At 66.2% G+C, this 21,510-nt stretch carries 21 protein-coding genes, 2 tRNA genes and 1 other RNA gene; all 24 read right to left on the bottom strand.

All coding sequences use genetic code 11. The features are described from left to right. Positions 1 to 35 precede the first annotated feature (35 nt). The gene (locus OEX18_04195) at positions 36 to 1,079 is read right to left on the bottom strand and encodes a sensor domain-containing diguanylate cyclase (GenBank protein MDH4336458.1); all 1,044 of its coding nucleotides are present in this window, start codon (positions 1,077 to 1,079) and stop codon (positions 36 to 38) included. Positions 1,080 to 1,218: 139 nt separating this feature from the next. Beyond that, complete coding sequence (locus OEX18_04190) at positions 1,219 to 1,548, bottom strand: hypothetical protein (GenBank protein MDH4336457.1); 330 nt, start codon at positions 1,546 to 1,548, stop codon at positions 1,219 to 1,221. A 229-nt stretch (positions 1,549 to 1,777) separates the two neighbouring features. Beyond that, positions 1,778 to 1,854 (bottom strand) — tRNA-Arg (locus OEX18_04185). Continuing rightward, positions 1,845 to 3,569: a DNA repair protein RecN gene (recN, locus tag OEX18_04180; GenBank protein MDH4336456.1), complete on the bottom strand. Its 1,725-nt coding sequence runs from the start codon at positions 3,567 to 3,569 to the stop codon at positions 1,845 to 1,847. The genes OEX18_04185 and recN overlap by 10 nt, the downstream gene beginning before the upstream one ends. A 7-nt stretch (positions 3,570 to 3,576) precedes the next feature. Continuing rightward, positions 3,577 to 4,419 carry an NAD(+)/NADH kinase gene (locus OEX18_04175; protein ID MDH4336455.1) on the bottom strand — a complete coding sequence of 281 codons (843 nt, stop codon included), beginning with the start codon at positions 4,417 to 4,419 and terminating at the stop codon, positions 3,577 to 3,579. A 52-nt stretch (positions 4,420 to 4,471) separates the two neighbouring features. Beyond that, the gene (gene dxs / locus OEX18_04170; GenBank protein MDH4336454.1) at positions 4,472 to 6,376 is read right to left on the bottom strand and encodes a 1-deoxy-D-xylulose-5-phosphate synthase; all 1,905 of its coding nucleotides are present in this window, start codon (positions 6,374 to 6,376) and stop codon (positions 4,472 to 4,474) included. 26 nt (positions 6,377 to 6,402) lie between these two features. Next, on the bottom strand, positions 6,403 to 6,828 hold the full coding sequence (locus OEX18_04165) for a divergent PAP2 family protein (protein ID MDH4336453.1): 426 nt from the start codon (positions 6,826 to 6,828) through the stop codon (positions 6,403 to 6,405). An 11-nt stretch (positions 6,829 to 6,839) separates the two neighbouring features. Then, positions 6,840 to 7,739: a polyprenyl synthetase family protein gene (locus OEX18_04160; GenBank protein ID MDH4336452.1), complete on the bottom strand. Its 900-nt coding sequence runs from the start codon at positions 7,737 to 7,739 to the stop codon at positions 6,840 to 6,842. After that, positions 7,726 to 7,983, bottom strand: coding sequence for an exodeoxyribonuclease VII small subunit (xseB, locus tag OEX18_04155; GenBank protein ID MDH4336451.1), 258 nt, complete (start codon positions 7,981 to 7,983; stop codon positions 7,726 to 7,728). The genes OEX18_04160 and xseB overlap by 14 nt, the downstream gene beginning before the upstream one ends. Continuing rightward, positions 7,980 to 9,200: an exodeoxyribonuclease VII large subunit gene (gene xseA, locus OEX18_04150; protein ID MDH4336450.1), complete on the bottom strand. Its 1,221-nt coding sequence runs from the start codon at positions 9,198 to 9,200 to the stop codon at positions 7,980 to 7,982. Before xseA ends, xseB begins: the two co-directional genes overlap by 4 nt. Before the next feature lies 1 nt (position 9,201). Further along, positions 9,202 to 10,074, bottom strand: a complete 873-nt coding sequence (gene folD / locus OEX18_04145) for a bifunctional methylenetetrahydrofolate dehydrogenase/methenyltetrahydrofolate cyclohydrolase FolD (GenBank protein ID MDH4336449.1) — start codon at positions 10,072 to 10,074, stop codon at positions 9,202 to 9,204. 3 nt (positions 10,075 to 10,077) lie between these two features. Next, complete coding sequence (locus OEX18_04140) at positions 10,078 to 10,860, bottom strand: YmdB family metallophosphoesterase (protein MDH4336448.1); 783 nt, start codon at positions 10,858 to 10,860, stop codon at positions 10,078 to 10,080. A gap of 115 nt (positions 10,861 to 10,975) precedes the next feature. Then, a non-coding RNA gene (gene ssrS, locus OEX18_04135) (6S RNA) lies at positions 10,976 to 11,155 on the bottom strand. 75 nt (positions 11,156 to 11,230) lie between these two features. After that, positions 11,231 to 11,530, bottom strand: coding sequence for a cell division protein ZapA (locus tag OEX18_04130; GenBank protein ID MDH4336447.1), 300 nt, complete (start codon positions 11,528 to 11,530; stop codon positions 11,231 to 11,233). Positions 11,531 to 11,540: 10 nt separating this feature from the next. After that, on the bottom strand, positions 11,541 to 11,825 hold the full coding sequence (locus tag OEX18_04125) for a hypothetical protein (protein ID MDH4336446.1): 285 nt from the start codon (positions 11,823 to 11,825) through the stop codon (positions 11,541 to 11,543). 21 nt (positions 11,826 to 11,846) lie between these two features. Next, on the bottom strand, positions 11,847 to 14,243 hold the full coding sequence (gene pheT, locus OEX18_04120; GenBank protein MDH4336445.1) for a phenylalanine--tRNA ligase subunit beta: 2,397 nt from the start codon (positions 14,241 to 14,243) through the stop codon (positions 11,847 to 11,849). Then, positions 14,240 to 15,265, bottom strand: a complete 1,026-nt coding sequence (gene pheS / locus OEX18_04115; GenBank protein ID MDH4336444.1) for a phenylalanine--tRNA ligase subunit alpha — start codon at positions 15,263 to 15,265, stop codon at positions 14,240 to 14,242. Before pheS ends, pheT begins: the two co-directional genes overlap by 4 nt. 16 nt (positions 15,266 to 15,281) lie before the next feature. Then, entirely contained in the window at positions 15,282 to 15,650 is a 369-nt protein-coding gene (gene rplT, locus OEX18_04110) for a 50S ribosomal protein L20 (protein ID MDH4336443.1), read from the bottom strand. Positions 15,651 to 15,735: 85 nt separating this feature from the next. Next, positions 15,736 to 15,930 (bottom strand): 50S ribosomal protein L35, encoded by a 195-nt coding sequence (rpmI, locus tag OEX18_04105; GenBank protein MDH4336442.1) that lies wholly within the window; start codon positions 15,928 to 15,930, stop codon positions 15,736 to 15,738. Next, positions 15,884 to 16,519 (bottom strand): translation initiation factor IF-3, encoded by a 636-nt coding sequence (gene infC, locus OEX18_04100; GenBank protein MDH4336441.1) that lies wholly within the window; start codon positions 16,517 to 16,519, stop codon positions 15,884 to 15,886. The genes rpmI and infC overlap by 47 nt, the downstream gene beginning before the upstream one ends. 211 nt (positions 16,520 to 16,730) lie before the next feature. Continuing rightward, positions 16,731 to 18,653 carry a threonine--tRNA ligase gene (gene thrS, locus OEX18_04095; GenBank protein MDH4336440.1) on the bottom strand — a complete coding sequence of 641 codons (1,923 nt, stop codon included), beginning with the start codon at positions 18,651 to 18,653 and terminating at the stop codon, positions 16,731 to 16,733. Between the two features lie 63 nt (positions 18,654 to 18,716). After that, a tRNA-Val gene (locus tag OEX18_04090) sits at positions 18,717 to 18,793 on the bottom strand. Between the two features lie 115 nt (positions 18,794 to 18,908). Then, positions 18,909 to 20,837 (bottom strand): molecular chaperone DnaK, encoded by a 1,929-nt coding sequence (dnaK, locus tag OEX18_04085; GenBank protein MDH4336439.1) that lies wholly within the window; start codon positions 20,835 to 20,837, stop codon positions 18,909 to 18,911. A 206-nt stretch (positions 20,838 to 21,043) separates the two neighbouring features. Next, positions 21,044 to 21,364, bottom strand: coding sequence for a hypothetical protein (locus OEX18_04080; protein ID MDH4336438.1), 321 nt, complete (start codon positions 21,362 to 21,364; stop codon positions 21,044 to 21,046). Positions 21,365 to 21,510 lie beyond the last annotated feature (146 nt).

Genomic DNA, 21,510 nt, shown 5'->3' with positions numbered 1-21,510 from the left:
GATTTGATCGCCCCTTTCGGGGCCGGACGAGAACTTCAGGCCATTTCTTCGATGAGCGACTCGGTGGTCACCACGGTGTTCTTGCCGGTTCTCTTGGCCTGGTACAGGGCCTTGTCCGCGGCCTCAATGATCGCCTGCGGGGTCTGCCCGTCGCGCGGGAACGACGAAACGCCCGCGCTGCAGGTGATCAGCCCCGGCGTCTGGGCGTCGAAGCAGTGCTCGCGGACACAGTCGACCACCCGGCGGGTGACCTTCTCCGCGCCGGCCAAGCGCGTCTGCGGCAGCAGCACGCCAAACTCGTCACCGCCGTACTTGCTCACGAAATCGATCTCGCGGCAACTCGCCTTGATGATGGTCGCGATCTCCTTGAGCACCTGGCTGCCGCTCAAATGGCCGTGGCGGTCGTTGTATGACTTCAGATTATCGACGTCCAGCATGACGAACGAGAACGACTGCTTGAAGCGGCGGGCGCGCTTTATCTCGCTTTCGAGCGACGATATCAGGAACCGGTAGTTGTAGACCGAGGTGAGGCCATCGGTGATGGCCTCCTGCTCGAGCTTCTGGTACAGGAGCGCGTTCTCCACCGCGATCGCGGCCTGGTTGGCGAGCAGCGTGAGCAGCCGCACGTCTTCCGGTGCGTACAGCGCGCCGGAGCGATGGATGGCAATGAGCAGCCCGAACATGGATGTCTTGGCCACCAGCGGCGCACTGATGATGACGCGGTTGCCGGTGTCGTCTCCAAGGCTGCGCGTCAGCGTGGGCACGTCCAGCCCCAGCGCCCGCCCCGGCTGAAAGACGTCCTGCTCCGTCTCCTTGATCATCCAGCCCAGCACGCCCGGGGTCTCGTCGAGCACATCGATTTTTGGCTCGCGCGAACCGTCGTCGATGCCCCGGCTGTAGCGCACCAGGCGGTTGCCGTCGAGTTCCAGCAGGAAGACCCGCTCCGCGTCGAGGACGTGGATGGAGCATTCCAGGACCTTGCGGAAGATCATCCGCTTGTCGTGTCCCGCAACGATCAGGCTTGTGATCTCGGACAGGGTCGAGAACAGGATATCGCGGTGTCGGATAAGTTTCTTCATTACAAATGGATACAGCGCCCACCGAAAGAGGTTCCTCAGGCCGTGCGGCCGCAGCCGAACCCCCGTGGGACGCAGCAATTCGCATGCCATGCGCCCGGGTTAACCTGCTGTAAATGCGTTTGTTAGGTTTTGCGAGGGCCTACTCGTCGTCCCCGTCATCGAGCAGCGGGGTGCTGCGAATCTCTCTCGCCTCGCCCACCCCGCGCAGCGCCGCGCGCAGTGCAAAGAGAGCACCCGCCAGCAGGGCCAGGGGCAGGAAAAGCCGCAGTCCCAGCGAAGCGCCTGCGGCGTGGATCTGGGCCGCGCGGAAGGCCTGGAACGCCGCCACCATGAGTGCCACGGCGAGGCCTGCCTTCACCGCGGCGGACGCGTACATGGAGATGAGGTACTCGCGCCGCTCGCGCTCGGTGCGCATGCGGCCGGACCGGAAGCGGCCCGTGCGGCGGGGTCGGCGGGGTCGAACGAACATGGTTCACCTCACTCGCCGGGGAGCTCTTCGAAGTCGGCGTCGTCGACCGACGACGGATCGAAGGGAGGCGCGGCGCGTGGTTTTCCCCTGTTTGCGGCCGCTTCTGGGTCAAAGCGCGGCGGAGCCGGCCGCCCGGGGCGCAGCGCGCGTACCACCAGCCGGGCTGCGAACAGGGCGAGGAGAAATCGAAGGAGCCAGCCGAGCAATGACTACCCCCGGGGGTCAGGAATGGTACGCCCGGCAGGATTCGAACCTGCGACCCCTGGCTCCGGAGGCCAGTGCTCTATCCAGCTGAGCTACGGGCGCACATGTTTCTCGCGCCGATCGCGACGAGTGCGATCCAACATCTCGGCGGCCAGCGCCAGGCGCCGGTCGCTTCCCTCGCCGCCGCCGAGCATGCGGGCGATCTCCCGTGTTCGCTCGTCGCCTTCGGCGGCGTGAACACGAACCCTCGTTCGGTCACCGTCGATGTCTTTCTGGACGACGAGGTGGGACTGTCCCCGGGCGGCGATCTGAGGCATGTGAGTAATGCAGATTATCTGATGCCGTTTTGACAGCGCAAGCAGATTCTCCGCGAGCGCATCCCCCAGGTCCGCCCCCACCCCGGCGTCGATCTCGTCGAAGATCAACGTGGTGCCGGGAACACCGGACGCGGCCAGTTGCTTGAGCACCAGCGCCACGCGCGACAGTTCGCCGGTGGATGCAATCTCGTCAAGGCCACCCTCCGCTTCGCCCGGGTTGGTCTGCACGCGCATGTGCACCACGTCCAGTCCGTCGTCGTGACACACCACACCGGCGCCGTCTATCCGCACCGGGCTGGCGGCATCGGCCGCGTGGGCGATGTGGGTGCGGAAGCTGGCGCCGCGCATGGACAGCGCCTGTATGCCGGCGGTCACGCCCCGGTCCAGTTCCCGGGCGGCTGCGGCGCGCGCGGCGCTGAGCGCCGAACCGGCCTGCGCCACCCCGTCCGCCGCGGCAGCCACGGCCCGCTCCAGTTCCTCGCGTCGGCCGGTCCCGCCGTCGAGCGACTCGAGAATCTCCTTCCACGCCGCCTTCTGAGCGATCAGATCATCCAGCGCGGCGCCGTAGCGCCGCTCCAGGCGAACCAGCGCGTCCAGGCGCTCCTGGGTACGCTCGACGTCCGCGGGCTCGAAGTCCAGCCCGTCGACCAGCGCGCGCGCCTCGCCGGCCGCGTCTGCAATCAACGCCGCCGCCTCGCGCAGGCGGCCGGCAATCGCGGCCAGGCGGGCGTCCACCGCGGTCAGCGACTCCAGTCGCCGCGCACTCTCGCCGACCAGCGCGGACGCGGAGCGGTCGTCGTCGTACAGCGCCGCGCAACTCGCCTCCAGTACCGCGTACAACTTCTCCGCATTCGCAAATACGCGCGCCTTCGCTTCCAGATCCACCTTCTCACCCGGGCGGGGCGCCACCCGTTCGATCTCCGCCAGCCGGTGCGCATACAATTCCCGCTTCTCGGCCATCTCCGCGAGGCCGGCGTCGTAGCGTGCCAGTTGCGCCGCCGCATCCCGCAGGCGCGCGAGGGCCGCGGCGTAGCGCTCGCGCAAAGACCCGTTGTCAGCGAACGCGTCCACGTACTCAACGTGGTGGCGGGGATCGCGAAGTTGATACTGGATGTTCTGCCCGTGTGGCTCGATGAGCGCCGAGGCCGCCAGGCGCAGGTCCTTCAGCGGCACGGCACGCCCGTTCACCCACGCCGTGGAGCGGCCGCTGCCGGAAACGCGGCGCGCCAGGACCACCGGCTCGCCGGCCGGCACGGACGCAAACAGCGTTCCGGCGGCGCCGCCCGGCGGCGGGTCAAACTCGGCCTCCACGCGCGCCTCGGGGCTTCCAGTGCGGATGACTTCAGCCGCTGCGCGCTCCCCGAGCAGCAGGTTCACCGCACCCACGATGAGCGACTTGCCCGCCCCGGTGGATCCGGTAAGAATGTTCAGTCCGGGCTTGAACTCGAGGCTGACGTCCTCGACGACGGCGAGATTCTCGATGCGCAGCCGGCGCAACATGGCGTGCTCACAGTTTCTCGCGCAGCAGGGCGAAGAAGTCGTAATCGTCGGGCACCACCAGGCGCGTGGGCCGCTCATCGCGCAGCAGGGTGATCGCGTGTGACGGGTCGAACTCGAGACCCACCTGCCCGTCCACCGTGAGCAGCACACCGGACGGCGCCGAGCTGACGGAGATCGTGACGACTTCGGTGGAGTCCAGCACCATGGGACGCATGCTCATGGTGTGCGGGTTGAGCGGGGTGAGCACGATGGCGTCCAGCGTGGGTTCAACCACCGCACCGCCCGCGGAGAGCGAGTACGCGGTGGATCCGGTCGGGGTCGCGATGATGAGTCCGTCGGCGGAGAACTCACGCAGCAGTTTCCCGCCCACCGCGACACGCATGGTGACCATGCGCGAGTATCCCGTGCTGTGCACAACCACGTCATTGAGCGCGCTGAACTCGTCCAGCGGGCGGCCGGGCTGCTGCACGCGGCACAGGATGCGCATGCGTCGCTGCACCGTGTAGGCGCCGCCGTTGAGCAGGCCCAGTACGCGCTCCTTGCTGGACTCGGCGAGGAATCCCAGCCGGCCGCACTTCAGACCCACCAGGGGCGTGGCACGGTCCACGTAGCGGCGCGCGTACTTGAGGATGGTTCCGTCGCCCCCGATGGCGACGATCATCTCGCAGTCCTCGGGAATCCCGCTGCGCGCAACGGGCAGCGCGGGCGCCAGCGTCGCCAGATCGTCATCGAGGAACACGCTCATGCCGAGGCCGTGCAGCCCCGCAACCAGGTCGCGGGCGATATCCGCCGCACCGTCCTTCTCGAGGTTGGCGGCGATGCCGACACGCGTGATCCGTGGTGACGTCATGACGCGGCCCCGGGGGTGGTGGCGGCGCGCCGCGTTTGGAGGGCGGGTGAGATCACGAGGCGACCGACCGGACCGAACGCCGGCGTTCGTCGTGCGCGTCTGCGGCGAACTGCGCGATCGCCTCCGCGGACAACCCCGCCTCGGCGAGCAGACCATCGCGGTCGCCGTGTTCGATGAAGCGATCCGGAAGGCCGAGATTGCGGACGTTGACCAGATCGTGGTGGTGCTCCACCCAGTACTCGTTGACCGCCGAACCGAACCCGCCCGCCAGCACGTTGTCCTCGACGGTGATGATGAGTGCATCGCCGGCGGCGAGCTGGTCGAGCAGCTCACTGTCGAGCGGCTTGACGAAACGCGCGTTGACCACGCCGGCATTGATGCCCCGCGAGCCCAGCGCAACCGCGGCCGCGACGCACGGGGCCACCATCGCTCCGATGGCGACGAACATGACGTCGCGCCCGGTGGAGAGAACCTCGGCGCGGCCGATGGGAATCTCCTGCAACGCTTCGTCCATGGGAACGCCGAGCCCTTCACCGCGCGGGAAGCGAATGGCGATCGGGCCCGCCTCGTACGACACCGCGGTCTTCACCATGTGCCGCAGTTCGTTCTCGTCCTTGGGCGCCATGATCACGAAGTTCGGAACCATGCGCAGGTAGCTCAGGTCGAAGGTGCCGTGATGAGTGGGGCCGTCCTCGCCCACGATGCCGCCGCGATCGAGAATGAAACGCACCGGCAGGCTCTGAAGGGCGACGTCGTGGATCACCTGGTCGAATGCGCGCTGCAGGAACGTCGAATAGATGGTGACCATGGGTACGATGCCGCGCGTGGCCAGCCCGGCCGCAAAGGTCACACCGTGCTGCTCGGCGATGCCCACGTCGAATACGCGATCCGGAATCTCGCGCGCAAAGTCGGTGAGGCCGGTATTATCCGGCATGGCCGCGGTGATGGCCACGATGCGCTTGTCCGCGCGGGCCATCTCCAGGATGGTCTTGCCGTACACGCCCGTGTAGGACGGGTTGCCCTTCTTGGCCGGCCGGTCGCCGGGGATCTTGTCGTAGCGGGTCACCCCGTGCGCACAGAACGGGTCGTTCTCGGTGAAGTGGTAGCCCTTTCCCTTCTGCGTGATCACGTGCACGAGGATGGGGCCGTTGAGGTTCCGGATGTGCTCGAAAGTCTGCACCAGGAACTCGACGTTGTGCCCGTCGATGGGACCGAAGTAACGGAAACCCAGTTCCTCGAAGATGACCCCGGGGACCACCAGGGTCTTGATGCTCTCCTTGATCTTGCGCGCCACGCGCCGCGCCTTGCCGCCGCCGCGCGGCAGGTGCCCCAGCAACTCCCACACATCCGCCTGCAGGTGGTTGTAGAGTGCGCCGGAGGTGATCTTGGTCAGGTACTTGTGCAGAGCACCCACGTTGTGGGAGATGGACATCCTGTTGTCGTTGAGCACCACCACCATGTCCTTCTTGAGCACGCCGGCGTTGTTCATGGCTTCGAACGCCATGCCGCCGGTGAGCGCGCCGTCGCCCACCACCGCCAGCACGTTGAACGCTTCGCCCTTGATGTCGCGCGCGATGGCCATGCCCAGCGCGGCACTGATGGCGGTGCTGGCGTGAGCCACCCCGAAGGTGTCGTATTCGCTCTCGTCACGCCTGGGAAAGCCGCTGAGACCGTGCCGCTGGCGCAGCGTATCGAATTGCTCCCGCCGCCCGGTGATGATCTTGTGTCCGTACGCCTGGTGCCCCACGTCCCACACGATCTGATCCCGGGGCGCATCGAACACGTAGTGCAGCGCCAGGGTTAACTCCACCGCGCCCAGGCTGGCGCCGAGGTGCCCGCCCGTGCGGCCGACGCTGGTGAGGATCTCGTCGCGCAGCTCGCGCGCAAGTTGCGGCAGGTCCTGTACCGGCACGGACTTGAGATCGGAGGGGTAGTGAATGCGATCGAGAATGCTCATGCTCCTGCTCCTGCCGTTAGGCACCGTCAACCGAGGATGAGCGCCGTCACAACGCCGATCGCAGTCCCCGTGAGGACGTCGAGAACCGAGTACGACAACGCCCTGCGTCCGCGCGCCAGTGCGCCCGGACGCAGCTTCTGAACCAGCAGCTCCACCATCTCCGCCTGGCGGGACGCGGCCCGCTTGACGTTCCACATATCAACCGTCACCAGGGCGGTGAAACACATGGCGACGCCGAACTCGATCGACCCGAAACCACGGGACGATCCGATGGCGACGGTCAACGCGGCAAAGGCCGCGCTGTGCATGTTGGGGGCACCGTCGGTCTCGAGGAGTCTGCGGAAGTTTATCCGCTTTTCCAGCAGGAGGAAAGAGACGACTTTCATCCCCTGGGCGATGAGCCCCCCGAGGATTCCGACGAGCAGAGGCTGCGATATGGCTGAAAGGAACATCGGTTGCGCGCTCACGAGTGACGGCCCACGAGATGCGCCAGCAGTGCGGCGAGAGGGGTACCGTCTATCCCGGGCAGTGAGGCCAGTGCGGCCTCGATCCTGCGCGAGGCTTCCGCCCGCGAGCGCTCCACGCCGGCTACCGCCGGATAGGTGAGCTTTCCCCCGTGTACATCCTTGCCCGGGGTCTTGCCAAGTGAATCCTCGCTGCCCTCCAGATCCAGCAGATCGTCCACGATCTGGAATGCGGCGCCGGCATCGAGCCCGGCGCGCCGCACCCGCTCCAGCGCCGCGGCCGGCACACCCGCCAGGGTCGCGCCCGTTTCCAGCGCGGCGGCGATCAGGCGGGCGGTCTTGTGCTCGTGAATCCGTTCCACGGCGTCGATGCCGCCGCAATCCGGCGGCGTCAGGTCGAGGGCCTGGCCGGTGATGAGGCCATCGGTACCCGCCGCAGAGCTCAGGATGCGCACCACCGTCAGCGCCAGGTCACTGTCCACGTCGTGCCGATCGGCCAGCGTCGCCGAAATCTCGAAGGCCATGCTGAGCAATGCGTCGCCGGTGAGAACCGCCACCGCCTCACCGAAGCGCCGGTGCGAGCTGGGTTTGCCACGCCGAAGGTCGTCGTCGTCCATGCACGGCAGATCGTCGTGCACGAGCGAGTAGGTGTGCACGCACTCGACGGCGCAGGCGCAATCGAGTGCCGCGTCGCGCCGGGCTCCGCCCAGCGCATCGTGCGTCCACAGGCACAGGAGCGGCCGCAGGCGCTTGCCGCCGCCCAGCAGCGAGTAGGCCATGGCCTCGCGCATGCCGTCGTGCTGATGCGCGAAGCGCGCCAGCAGTTCCGCCAGCCGCTCCTCCACCGCCGCGCGGTCGGCCGCGGCGCGGGCGTCGAACGAGGAATCACTCCGCGTCAAACGACTCTCCCTCCACCAGCGTTCCCTCCGCGCCTTCCACCAGCGTGCGCACCCGCAGGTCCGCGCTCGCGAGCAGTTCCCGGCAGCGGCGGCCCAGTGCAATCCCCTCCTCGAACTTCTGCAACGAATCCGCCAGCGAAACGCTTCCCGCCTCCAGTTCGGAGACGATCCGCTCCAGGCGTTTCATGGCATCCTCGAAAGTGAGCTCCCCGATGTCCTCGGCGCCATCCTTCTTCCTGCTCATGTTCCCTCCTTGCCGACCCGTCCGCCGACATTCGCCGATACGGCCCCATCGTGGAACGACAGGTGCACGCTGCGCGCGTCCAGCGCTTCCTTCGCACCCTTGAGGAGACGTCCGGAGACCGCGTCTGCGCAGGCCACATAGCCGCGCCGCATCGTCTCCCGCGGGTCCAGCGACGACAGCCGCGCATCCAGCGTATCCAGGCGCCCGGAATGCTCGCGCAGGCCGCCGCGCACGCCGGCCTGCAGGCGTACGCTGATGAAGTCCAGCCCCTGCATGCCCTGCTCGATGCGCCCGCGAACACTGCCCAGCGCATAGCTGCGCAGCAGTTCGCTGACCCGCGCCGCAGAGCGTTCCACGCGCGAGCGCACCCGGGACGCCATGGCGGCGTCGAGCCCGTCGATGCGGCGCGCAACCTCGGCGCGTTCGGGTACGGCGATCTCCGCCGCCATGGTTGGCGTGGCTGCACGCCGGTCCGCCACCAGGTCGGCGATGGTGACGTCGCGTTCATGGCCGACCGCACTGATCACCGGAACGGAACAGCGGTGGATGGCGCGCGCCACCGCCTCCTCGTTGAACGCCCACAAGTCTTCCAGGCTGCCGCCGCCGCGGCCCACGATGACGGCGTCGACCGCGGGCTGTTCCGACACCGCGTCCAGCGCCCGAGCGATGGCCGGCGCCGCCGTCTCGCCCTGCACCGGCACGGGGACGAACAGGACCTCCACGCACGGGAAGCGCCGCCGCAGCGTCGAGAGGATGTCCTTTATCGCCGCCCCGGAGGGCGACGTAATAACGGCCAACGTGCGCGGGTAGCGCGGCAGCGGACGCTTGCGTGCCTCGTCGAAGAGGCCCTCCGCGTCGAGGCGGGCCACCAGCAGGCGGTAGGCGCGCTCCAGCTCGCCCCTCCCGGCGGGTTCGATGCCGCGGGCGACCAGCTGATAGGTACCCTGCGGTTCATAGACGGTGAGGCGCCCACGCGCCAGCACCTGCACGCCATCCTGCAGTTCGAAATCGATCCCGCGCGCGTCGCCGCGAAAACACACCGCGGCCAGCTGCGCGCCCGCATCCTTGAGACGGAAGTAGACGTGCCCGGAAGCGTGCACGCGCACGTTGGAGAGTTCCCCGCTGACGATCACGTCGCGAAACTCGCCCTCGAGGAGCTCGCGAACGACGCCGTTGATCTCAGCGACGGAGAATACCGGTGGCTCCGTGCGAGCCATATCACCGGGTCCGCATGCGGTACGCGGTGAACGTATTGGACATCAGCATCGCGACCGTCATCGGTCCCACCCCGCCGGGTACCGGCGTGATGAACGAGGTGCGCGGCGCGACGGCTTCGAAGTCGACGTCGCCCACCAGGGTGTAGCCCTTCGTGGCACTGGCGTCTTCCACACGGTTGATGCCCACGTCCACAACCACCGCACCCTCGCGAACCATGTCCGCCTTGAGAAAGCGCGGCACGCCCATGGCGGCGATGATGATGTCCGCGGCGCGCGTGTGCGCCGCGATGTCGCGGGTGCGGCTGTGGCACATGGTCACGGTGGCGTCGCCGCCCGCGCCCTTGAGCGTGAGCAGCAGGCCCATCGGCTTGCCCACGATCACGCTGCGCCCCAGCACCACCACGTTCGCACCCACGGTGGACACACCGTTGCGGCGCAGGAGCTCGACGATCCCCAGCGGTGTGCAGGGGACGAAGCGCGGCGCTCCCGCCGCCAGCCGCCCCAGGCTCTCGGGGTGGAAGCCGTCGACGTCCTTCTCCGGGCTGATGGCGGCAATGGCACGGTCTGCGTCCACCTGGCGCGGCAGCGGCAGCTGCAACAGGATCCCGTCGACGGACTCGTCGCGGTTGAAGTCGCGCAGAACGCCCAGTACACGGTCTTCGGGCGCGTCCTCGGGCAGGTGCAGGCCGCGCGACTCGATGCCACACTCCTCGCACGCCCTGGCCTTGGCCGACACGTATACCCTCGATGCGGGATCCTCCCCCACGCGCACCAGTGCGATGGCCGGGCGCCGCTCACTCCCCAGTGCGCTAACGGAAGCGGCGATCTCCGACTTGATGGCGGCTGCGGCGGCCTTCCCGTCGAGCAGTTGCATTGATCAACCCTCCAGCAGTAGTTGGTGGTGCGAAAAGGCGCGCGTGCGTCCGGTTTCGTCGTCGATGTCCGCCACCACATAATCGCAGCGGACATCGGTGCCGGCCACTTCGAAACGCGTGGGCCGCATGCTCAGAAAGCGCGCGATGACCTCATCCTTGCGCACACCGAGGATGGACTCGAAGGACCCCGTCATCCCCACATCCGTGACCGCGCCGGTCCCCCCGGGCAGGATGCGCGCGTCCCGCGTGGCCACGTGCGTGTGCGTTCCAAGCACCAGTGACACACGCCCGTCGAGATAATAAGCCATGGCGATCTCCTCGCTGGTCGCCTCCGCGTGGAAATCGACGATACGGATGCGCACCGTGTCAGGAAGCTCGCCCAGCAGGCGGTCGACGGTGCGGAAGGGGCAGTCCAGCGGCGGCATGAACACGCGGCCCTGTACGTTCAACACCGCCACCCGTCCGTTGCTCCCCGGCACCAGGGCGGCGCCCCGGCCGGGCGCCGGTGCGGGATAGTTGCCGGGGCGCACCAGGTCGTCGCGCGAATCCAGCAGGGCGATGCCCTCGCGCTTGTCCCACACGTGGTTGCCGGTGGTGAAGAAGTCCACACCGGCCGCCGACATCTCTTCGATCGATGCCTGGTTGATCCCGAAGCCGCCCGCGGAGTTCTCCGCGTTGGCGATGACCAGCGTGGCGCCGTGCTCGCCGCGCACGCGCACGACGGCGGCGGCAACGGCCCGCCGGCCACTCTTGCCCACCACATCTCCCAGAAATGCAACGATCACGGGTTCTTCCTCAAGCAACTGCCGGCCGCGCTTGGCGGCGGCTCTTGTGCAGGGGGGCTCACCGCCGGGGCGGCGAACCGAATGGAGCGGCGGAACGGGAGTGCGCAGTAAATGAAAATTCCCCACGCTATGCCGTGTACAAGGGAACTCATGAACCTTTGTGGTCCACGTGGATGCCCCTACGAACCGCTTTGTCGGCCACTCGCGTGGTTACACAGCACGATCCGATCGGAACTTCCCTCAATAAGGTGTTGGCTCAAAAATTACCTTATCATCACGCGCATGGTAGGGAATTTTCTAAACTATGTGCGCAGGCCTTTGTTCGTCGTTCACGCTTCCTTGTGTGTGTCTGCCCGCGGTGGGCCGGTGCTCACGTCTCGAGCGATAGTTTCTCGTCAATGAGGGAGATCAGCCCCTCGGTCCTGCGCTCGATACTCATCATCTCGTCACTGGCCGCGCGGCGCAACTGAAACAATTCGTCCGCAATATTGATAGCGGCCAACACGGCTACCCGGTCGGGCGGCTGGCCCGCCGCTCCCCGGGAGACTTCGCGCAGCCTGGCGTCGACGAAGCGGGCCACCTCGCGCACATAGTCGCCGTCGGCGCTCCCGCGGATGCGGTACTCCCGCCCCAGAATCTCAACCGTCGTCGCGCTCTTCTCTTCCATCATGGCCCCCGCTCTAGAGTTGCAACTCGCCCAGCTTCTCCAGCACGCGATCCAGCCTCTTCTTCACTTCATCCTTGTGCAACGAACTCACGATCCGATCGTGGCTCGTCTTCAGGCTACCGATCCGCTCCGTCAGCTCCTGGTTGGCACTGCGCAGCCGGTCCATTTCACGCTCCAGCGAATCCTTCTGTTCCTGCAGCGCCTGGTACTGGTCCTTGAGGTGCGCAAAGCGCTCGGTGGTCTGTGCAATCCGCTCTTCCAGAATGTTCAGTTTCTCGAGAGCCCCGGTTCCTTGCATGCAGGCGCTACCTTTCCGCGCTCACGAGCGCAGCACGACGCCGAGTTCGGCCTCGAGCTTCCCGACAATTCGCGTCACGATGGCGTCGACGTCGGAATCTTTCAGTGTTCCTTCGCTGGAGCGAAACGACAATCGCACCCCGTACGCGGTCTGCTCCGCGTCGATACTGGCGCCGCGGAACACGTCGAACACCAGTAGGGATTCTAGCAACCGTCCGCCGACCTTCGCCACATGTTTTTCGATCTGCGACCAGCTCACACCCGCGGGCGCCACCAGCGAGAGATCCCGTCGCGAACTCGGGAACTCCGAGAACGGGCGGAAAATAGCCGTGCCGCCCTCGACCTCAAAAAGCGCACTCAGATCGATCGCCGCGTACCACGCGGGCTGTTCGATGCCGAGTTCCCGTGCCGCCGCTACGGGGATGATGCCACCCTCGGCCACCATACCACCACGGTCACTGTAGCGAAACTCGCCCCGCGACGGCGCGAAGTCGTAGGACCATGCTTCCCCGGCCGCGGGTCGCATTGCGGCCAGCAGCGTTTCCACTTCGGCCTTTATTTCGAACAGGTCGGGCGGCGACTCGTCTCCGCGCCAGAATGTCGCCCCGCGCGGGCGGGTGCGTACAAGCACCACGTGGGTCGGTTCATCGGGCAGGCCCGATTCCCGTTCCGCGCGCAGGAACACACGTCCGATGCTGAACACGCTCAACTCGCGCCGGCCGTGCGAAATGTTGTGCGCCACCGCATCCAGTACTCCCGGCAACAGGTGCGTGCGCATGTAGGCGTGATTGGTGGAAAGCGGGTTCTTCAGCGGCATGGGATGGCTGCGCGGATCAGCGTCGGGCCAGTCGAACCATCGCAGTTCACGCCCGTCGGTGAAGGCGCTGGTGACGAACTCCGTGTGCCCGCGCGCTCCCAGGTGGGCCGCCACCCGTTCCAGGAAGCGGTCGAACGCATCCGGCGCGGACGGCACCGTGACACGGTACTTCCAGCCGCGGCCGATGTTGTCGTAGCCGTACATGCGCGCCACTTCCTCCACCAGGTCGGCTTCCTCGAAGATGTCCCAGCGGAACGACGGCACCGAAACCGTTATCGCGTTCTCGTCCCCCGACACCCGGTGGAACGCAAGACGCTCCAGCAAACCCGTGACGGTCTGCACAGGGAGATCCTCGCCCAGCAGGCGGCGCACCGTCGACCGCCGGATGGTGACGTTGCGTATCTCGCGCGGGGCGGGAAACACGTCCACTTCACGGCCGGCCGTCCCGCCCGCGGTCTCCAGGATGATCTCCAGCGCGCGCCGCGAGGCGGCGGCACAGATGTCGCGATCGCTTCCCCGCTCGAAACGGTACGACGCGTCCGTGCTGATGTTGAGGGCGCGGCGCGTTGCGCGCACCACACGCGGTGCGAAGGCGGCGCACTCCAGCAGAATGTCGGTGGTTTCATCGTCGATCGCGGTCGGCATGCCGCCGATCACGCCCGCGACACCCACCGCATCGTCGGAGCACGTAATGATGAGGTGCTCCGGCCCCAGCTCGCGGGTGGTGCCGTCCAGCACTTCGAGCCGCTCGCCCCGGCGACCGCGGCGGACACCCATCGACGTCGAGCGCAGCTTCTTCAGGTCGTAGGCGTGCAGGGGCTGGCCGATTTCGAGCATCACGTAGTTGGTGGCGTCGACCACGTTGTTGATGCTGTTGACGCCCACCTTCTCCAGCGCGCCCTGCAGCCACGCTGGCGACGGACCCACCTTGACACCCCGTACCACGCGGGCCACGAAGCGAAAGCACTCTTCGGGCGACTCGATGTCGATGCTCACGCCATCGTCGCTGTCGGATGCGGACGGCGCCGGCTGCGGAACCCGCAACGGCACGTCGTACAACGCCGCCACCTCGCGCGCCACACCCACGTGGCCCAACTGGTCGGGGCGGTTGGGCGTGATCTCGAGTTCCATGGTCGCGTCCGACGCGCCCAGGACGTCGGCCAGGACCGCGCCGATCTGCGTCTCCGCGGGCAGTACGATGATGCCGCCGGACTCCGTGCCCAGTCCCAGTTCGATCTGCGAGCAGATCATGCCCTGCGACGCGACGCCGCGGATCTTGCTCTTGCGGATCTTCACACCGTTGGGGAGGCGTGCTCCCACCAGCGCCACCGGCACGCGCTGCCCCGCCGCCACGTTGGGGGCCCCGCAAACGATTTCCAGGGGCGAGGCCGCACCCACATCCACCGAACACACGTGCAGGCGGTCGGCGCCCGGATGCGGCGCGACAGAAAGGACGTGCCCCACCACCACCAGCCGCTCGGTGAGACCACTGCTGAGCAGGCGCTCGACCTTGATTCCATGCATGGTGAGGTCGTCGGCAAGCGCGCGTGCATCGACCGCGATGTCCACGTACTTGCGCAACCATGAGAGAGAAACGATCACGGTTCCCGCTCCGGAAACTGTTCGAGGAAGCGCATGTCGTTGGCCAGAAACATGCGGATGTCGGTGATACCGTGTTTGATCATGGCGATCCGGTCCACGCCGATACCAAAGGCGAAGCCGGAGTAACGATCGGGGTCGTAGCCCACCGCGCGCAGCACGTTGGGGTGCACCATGCCCGCCCCCAGAATCTCGATCCAACCGGTTTGTCCGCAGATCGTGCAGCCGTGCCCCTCACACCCGAAGCAGGTCATGTCCACGTCGACGCTCGGCTCCGTGAAGGGAAAGAAGTGCGGCTTGAAACGCACCTGCGTGGAAGCACCGAAGAGTTCGCGCAGGAAGAACAAGAGGTCGCCACGCAGGTCCGCCATGGATACGTCCGTATCAATGTAGAGGCCCTCCACCTGGTGGAACTCCGCCGCGTGCGACGGATCGATGGCCTCGTTGCGGTAGACACGCCCCGGCGCGTAGATCTTCAGCGGCGGCTGGTGCTCCTGCATGAAGCGCACCTGGATGGGCGAGGTGTGCGTGCGCAGCAGGATGTCGTCGGTGATGTAGAAGGTGTCCTGCAGGTCCCGCGAGGGGTGTTCCTCGGGAAAATTGAGCGCCTGGAAGTTGTAGTACTCGAGTTCCATTTCGGGCCCGCGCGCCAGGCGGTAGCCCATGCCCTCGAGGATGGCCTTCATGCGGCGCATGGTCTGGGGGATGACGTGGCGCCGCCCCACCTGGCCCGTGCTCGCGGGGAGTGTTCCGTCCACCGGCGGCTGGTAGAACTCGTTGCGGTCGCCACCGCCCAGTTCATCGCGGCGCGCGGCCAGCATCGAGGACACCAGTTCCTTGAGGCGGTTCGCCTCCACACCCAGGCGCGGCCGTTCCGCGGGGTCGGCGTCGCCAATGCCGCGCAGGAAGGCGGTCACCACACCCTTGCGGCCCAGGTAGCGGACGCGCACCGCTTCCAGATCATCCGGGGTGGCACACGCCGCAACGTCGGCGCGAATGCCGGACTCGATTGACTGCGGGTCCATCGGGTTCAACCCGACGCTAGCGGCTTCCGCCGGTCCACGCCGCCCTGGCGACGTCGGCCAGCTTCTTGAATCCGTCGGAGTCGTTCACCGCCATCTCGGCCAGCATCTTGCGGTCGATGTCCACCTCGGCGCGCTTGAGGCCGTTGATGAAGCGGCTGTACGACATTCCGTTGATGCGCGCGGCGGCGTTGATGCGGGAGATCCACAGCGAGCGGAAGTGACGCTTCCGCTGCTTGCGGTCGCGGTAGGCATAGACGAGGGCGCGGTCGACCGTCTCGCGTGCGGTGCGGTACAGGGTACCGCGGCCACCGCGGAAACCCTTGGCCGCCTTCAGGACCTTTTTCCTGCGCTCGCGGCCGGCGACGGTATTCTTTGTGCGTGGCATGGTGAAAACCTCCTTGGAGGCGCCGTTCTTCCTGCGGGTGGCGCCACCCCGACTGATGTTGCGGTGACTGGACGCTGCGCGGCTGCTAGATCAGCAGCATCCGCCGCACGCGCTTCATGTCCGTCGGGTGCACGAGCGTCGCCTTGCGCAGCCCGCGCTTCCGCTTGGTTGTCTTCTTGGTCAGAATGTGGCTCTTGAACGCCTTGTTGCGCCGCACCTTGCCGGTTCCGGTCTTACGAAACCGTTTCATCGCCGCGCGGTTGCTCTTCAGCTTGGGCATGCGTCTCTTCCTTTTCCGGTTTGGGCTCGGGCTTCGCCTCGGGCTTGGGCGGCGCCGGTGCGGCCGCCTTCTTCTTCTGCTGGCCCGGCTTGATCGGGTGCGGGGCCAGGTACATCACCATCAGCCGCCCTTCGAACTCGGGCTGGCGGTCGACGGTTCCCACGGGGGCAAGATCCTTCACCAGCCGATCGAGAATCTTGTAACCCATCTCGCGATGGTCCATCTCACGGCCACGGAACATCACCGTGATTTTCACCTTGAAGTGCTTCTCCAGAAACTCTTCCGCGTGCCGCCGCTTGAACTGGTAATCGTGTTCCTCGGTCTTGGGCCGGAACTTGACCTCTTTGACCTGGAACGTGTGCTGCTTCCTCTTCGACTGCTTCTGCTTCTTGCTCTGCTCGTACTTGAACTTCCCGAAGTCCATGATGCGACAAACGGGCGGACGTGACGTGGGAGAGATCTCGACCAGGTCGAGCCCCTGCTCCTGCGCCAGCTGCAACGCCTGATGGGTGGGAAGAACACCGAGCTGATTGCCTTCCGCGTCTATCACCCGGATCTCGGGCACCCGGATTTGTTCGTTGGCGCGAATTCGCGGCGCTCTCTTGCGATCGAAGCTGATTGTTCGCCTCCCGCTACAAAAAAAAACGGACGCCAGGCGTCCGCGGAATCCACCACGCAACCGCGCGGCGGACCTCTATGCGAACCTGGCCGATCATCATGATGGATGGCAGGTGAGGGACTCCCGTCCCTGCTTCCTTGCGCCGGCGGCCACGCGGCCCCCGGCTATGTGGAGACGAATACTACCGGTCCGGATTCGCCTCGTCAACGATTTCCTCAACGAAGGCCGCCAGCGCTTTCTGCCCCTGGTCCCCCCGGCCGTGGGCGCGCACCGCGACCACCCCGGCCTCCGCCTCCCGCATCCCCACCACCGCCATGTAGGGCACCTTCTGGACCTCGGCTTCGCGGATGCGGTAGCCGATCTTCTCGTCGCGGGCGTCCATGCCCGCCCGCACACCCGCCTCGCGCAGGGCGGCACGCACCTTCTCCGCGTATGGGACCGCGTCCGCGGTGATGGGCAGTACCACCACCTGCACCGGCGCCAGCCACAGCGGGAAGGCCCCCGCGTAGTGTTCGGTGAGAATGCCCATGAAACGCTCGATGGAGCCGAACAGCGCCCGGTGCACCATGAACACGAACTTGCGCTCGCCCCCGCTGGCCACATAGGTCACGTCCAGCCGGCGCGGCAGGTTGAAGTCGAACTGGATGGTGGAAAGCTGCCACGGACGCCCGATGGCGTCGATCACCTTGATGTCGATCTTTGGGCCGTAGAAGACCGCCTCCCCCTCCATGCGCTTGTAGGGCAGGCCGCGGCGCTGCACCGCCTCCTCGAGCGCCGACTCCGCCATGGCCCATTCGTCGTCGGTGCCGGCGTACTTCGATGGGTTGTTGGGGTCGCGGACGCTCAATTCGACGTTGAACCGGTCGAAGCCGAAGCGCCCCAGCACGGTAAGCGCGAAATCGATGGTCGCGTCCACCTCGCCGGGCAGCTGCTCCGGCGTGCAGAAGATGTGGCCGTCGTCCTGGGTGAAGCCTCGCACACGCAGCAGCCCGTGCAGCGCACCCGACAACTCATGCCGGTACACGGTGCCCATCTCGGCGATGCGCACCGGCAGTTCCCGGAAGCTGTGCAGCTTGCGCTTGTACACCAGGATGTGGCCCGGGCAGTTCATCGGCTTGACCACGTACTCCTGGCCGTCCACGTCCATGGTGTACATGTTCTCGCGGTAGTAGGTGAGGTGTCCGGACTTGGCCCACAGATCCGACTTGGCGATATGGGGCGTGCACACGAGATCGTATCCGCGCTTGCGGTATTCCGCCTTGAGGTACTGCTCCATGACCTCGCGCACCACCGCACCGTGCGGGTGCCAGAACACCAGCCCGCCGCCCGCCTCTTCCTTGATTTCGAACAGATCCAACGCCTTGCCCAGGCGGCGATGGTCGCGCTTCTCCGCCTCTTCGAGCTGCTTGAGGTATCCCTCCAGTTCGCTCTTCTTGAAGAAGGCGGTCGCGTAGATGCGCTGCAGCATGGTCTTGTTGGAGTCGCCGCGCCAGTAGGCACCCGCGGTGGAAAGCACCTTCACGTAACGGATGCGCTTGGTGGAGTCGATGTGTGGTCCCCCGCACAGGTCCACGAAACGGCCCACGGTATAAATGGAGACCGACTCACCGGGGATGTCGTCGATGAGTTCGAGCTTGTAGCGCTGTCCGAGTTTTCCGAAGTGTTCGCGCGCACGCGCCTTGTCCCAGTCCTCGCGGGAGATTTCAAGCTTCTCCTTGAGCAGCTCATTCATGCGTTTCTCGATGCGTTCCAGGTCCTCGGGCGTGAACGGCTTCTCCACCTCGAAGTCATAGTAGAACCCGTTGTCGATGGGAGGGCCGATGGCGAACTTCGCGTCCGGGAACAACTCCATGACGGCGTGCGCCAGCACGTGCGACGCGGTATGCCGCAACAGGTACAGGCTCTGCTCGTCGGAGTCGCGCAGTGTGCGCAGCGTCCCCTCACCAGTGATCGACTGATACATGTCGCGCAACTGGCCGCCGAACAGCACGCCCACCACACCGCCGCGCGCGCGATCGTCGAGCGTCTGCATGACGTCCGCCACCGGAACTTCGGCGGCGTCAAAGGATTGTGTCGACCCGTTGGGCAGAGTCACGCGAACCATGGTCGTTTCCTGTCGTGCGGGTTCCCGGTACCGATTCCGTGGGGCCTGGGCCCCGGCCTGAAGTGGTGGGCGATAGTGGACTCGAACCACTGACCTCCTGCGTGTCGAGCAGGCGCTCTAACCAACTGAGCTAATCGCCCGAATCGTTTGATCTTAGCGAGAGTCGGAAGAGCCTACTTCCCGGCATGGGCGCGGTCAAGCGAAAAGGCGGCCGGGGGACACCCGGCCGCCTCGTCTCCGCAATCCTCGGGCGCGTTACGCGTTCTTGTCGCCGTCGAGCACCTCGTACTCCGCGTCCGCCACACCGTCGGGTCCCTGAGCGTCCGAGGACGGCTCCCCGCCGCCCGCTTCGGCCCCGGCACCCGCTGCACCCGCCTGGGTGGCGGAGGCCTGCTGGTACATCTTCTGCGCCACCTCCTGCCAGGTGGCGTTGAGCCGCTCGGTCGCCGACTTGATGTCGGCGGTGTTGGTGCCCTTGAGCGCAACCCGCACCGACTCCAGATCGCCTTCCAGTCGGCTCGCGTCCGCCGCGTCGATCTTGTCCTTGTACTCCTTCACCTGCTTCTCGGTCTGGTAGACCAGGGCGTCGGCGGAGTTGCGGACGTCGATCTCCTCGCGCTTGCGCTTGTCGTCGTCCTTGAACCGGTCCGCGTCCTTCACCATGCGTTCGATCTCGGACTCGCTCAGCCCGCTCGACGCCTTGATGACGATCTTCTGCTCCTTGCCGGTGGCCTTGTCCCTGGCCGCGACGTGGAGAATGCCGTCAGCGTCGATGTCGAAGGTCACCTCGATCTGCGGCATGCCGCGCGGCGCCGGCGGGATCCCCGCCAGCTGGAAGCGTCCGATGGTCTTGTTGTCCATTGCCATCTCGCGCTCACCCTGCAGAACATGGATGTCCACCGCCGTCTGTCCGTCCGCCGCGGTCGAGAAAACCTCGCTCTTGCGCGTCGGGATGGTGGTGTTGCGGTCGATGAGGCGGGTCATGACCCCGCCCAGCGTCTCGATGCCGAGCGACAGCGGCGTCACGTCCAGCAGGAGCACGTCGCGCACGTCGCCCCCCAGCACACCGGCCTGGATGGCGGCGCCAATGGCAACCACCTCGTCGGGGTTGATTCCCTTGTGCGGCTCCCTGCCGAACAGTTCCTTCACCCGCTGTTGCACCATCGGTATGCGCGTGGAACCACCGACCAGGATGACCTCGTCGATGTCCCCGGGCTTGAGCCCGGCGTCCGCGAGCGCCTTCTTGCACGGCTCCACCGTCCGCTGCACGAGGTCTTCGATCAGCTGCTCGAGCTTGGCGCGCGTCAGCTTCACGTTCATGTGCTTGGGACCGGACGCGTCCGCGGTAATGAACGGCAGGTTGATTTCCGTCTGCATGGAACTGGACAGCTCGCACTTGGCGCGCTCCGCCGCTTCGCGCAGACGCTGCACGGCGATGGGATCCTTCGACAGATCGATCCCCTGCTCGCGCTTGAATTCCGCCACCAGCCACTCGATGATCCGGTGGTCGAAGTCGTCGCCTCCCAGGTGGGTGTCGCCGTTGGTGGCCTTCACCTCGAACACACCTTCGCCGATGTCGAGCACCGAAACGTCGAACGTGCCGCCGCCGAGGTCGTACACGACCACCGTCTCGTCCTTCTTCTTGTCGAGGCCGTAGGCCAGCGAAGCCGCCGTGGGCTCGTTGATGATGCGCTTCACGTTGAGACCGGCGATCTTACCCGCGTCCTTGGTGGCCTGGCGCTGGCTGTCGTTGAAGTACGCCGGCACGGTGATCACCGCGTCGGTAACCGGCTCGCCCAGATAGGCTTCGGCCGCATTCTTCAGGTACTGCAGGACCATTGCCGAAATCTCCGGCGGCGAGTACTTCTGCCCCCCGATCTCCACCGACACACCGCCCCCGTTGGCCTCGGTGACCTTATAAGGAATGATGCGCTTCTCGCTGCTCACCTCGCTGAACTTGCGTCCCATGAAGCGCTTGATCGAGAACACGGTGTTCTCCGGGTTGGTAACCGCCTGGCGCTTGGCCAACTGACCGACCAGGCGCTCACCATCCTTGGTGATCGCCACGACCGAAGGCGTCGTGCGAGCCCCGTCGGGGTTGGGGATGACGCGGGGCTCGTCGCCCTCGATGATGGCGACGCACGAGTTGGTCGTTCCCAGGTCGATTCCGATTGTCTTTCCCATTCTTCAGATTCCTTTCCTCATGTGATGATCATTCTCCGCGCCCCGGCAACCGCCGCCGCTTCACCCACCCTTCCCTATACAACCCCCGTGCCATTCGCGGCGGAAGTCGTAAGCCACAATAATACAGCATGTTATGGAATTTCGTCCACTCCCGCCCCAGGAGCGCAGCCCCGTTGCCACGCCATAATGGCAGCATCTCTGACGTATCAGCGGTCTTCCTTGTCGGGGTTCCTGCCGAGCATGGAGACGAGGAGTGACAGGCCCAGTGTGAAGTCGGTCTCATCCTCGCCCTCCGGCTCGGCCGAGTCCCGGTTGAGAGCGAGGGTGGGGGTACCGGCCGGTGAACGAATCTCGAGCGAGCGCCACCGCGGGTCCGCGATCGAGACCCCCCGGTCGACACACTCACGCAGGAAGACGGCCCAGGCCGCCACCACCGCCGGATCGGAGGCCGAGGCGGGCCCGGACAGGTCGAGCCCGCTCTTGCGGGCGGCCCGGTTGAGAATGGCGAGGAATCGGGAGTTTTCCATGTTCAGTGACCGGTCCCGGGTCATTAACTGACACGAAACAAAAAGGTTGACAAGGTATTTCGGCGGGGGTAACTTCCTCAGTGCAGGAAGCCTAGCGTAAGGACGATTCTTGCCCCAGTACCTACTCGACCTTTTTTGTTGGTAAG

The organism is Candidatus Krumholzibacteriia bacterium, from assembly GCA_029865265.1.
Classification (GTDB): domain Bacteria; phylum Krumholzibacteriota; class Krumholzibacteriia; order WVZY01; family JAKEHA01; genus JAKEHA01.
Note: the sequence above shows the minus strand (reverse complement) of the source record. Positions and strands in the feature narration are given on the sequence as shown.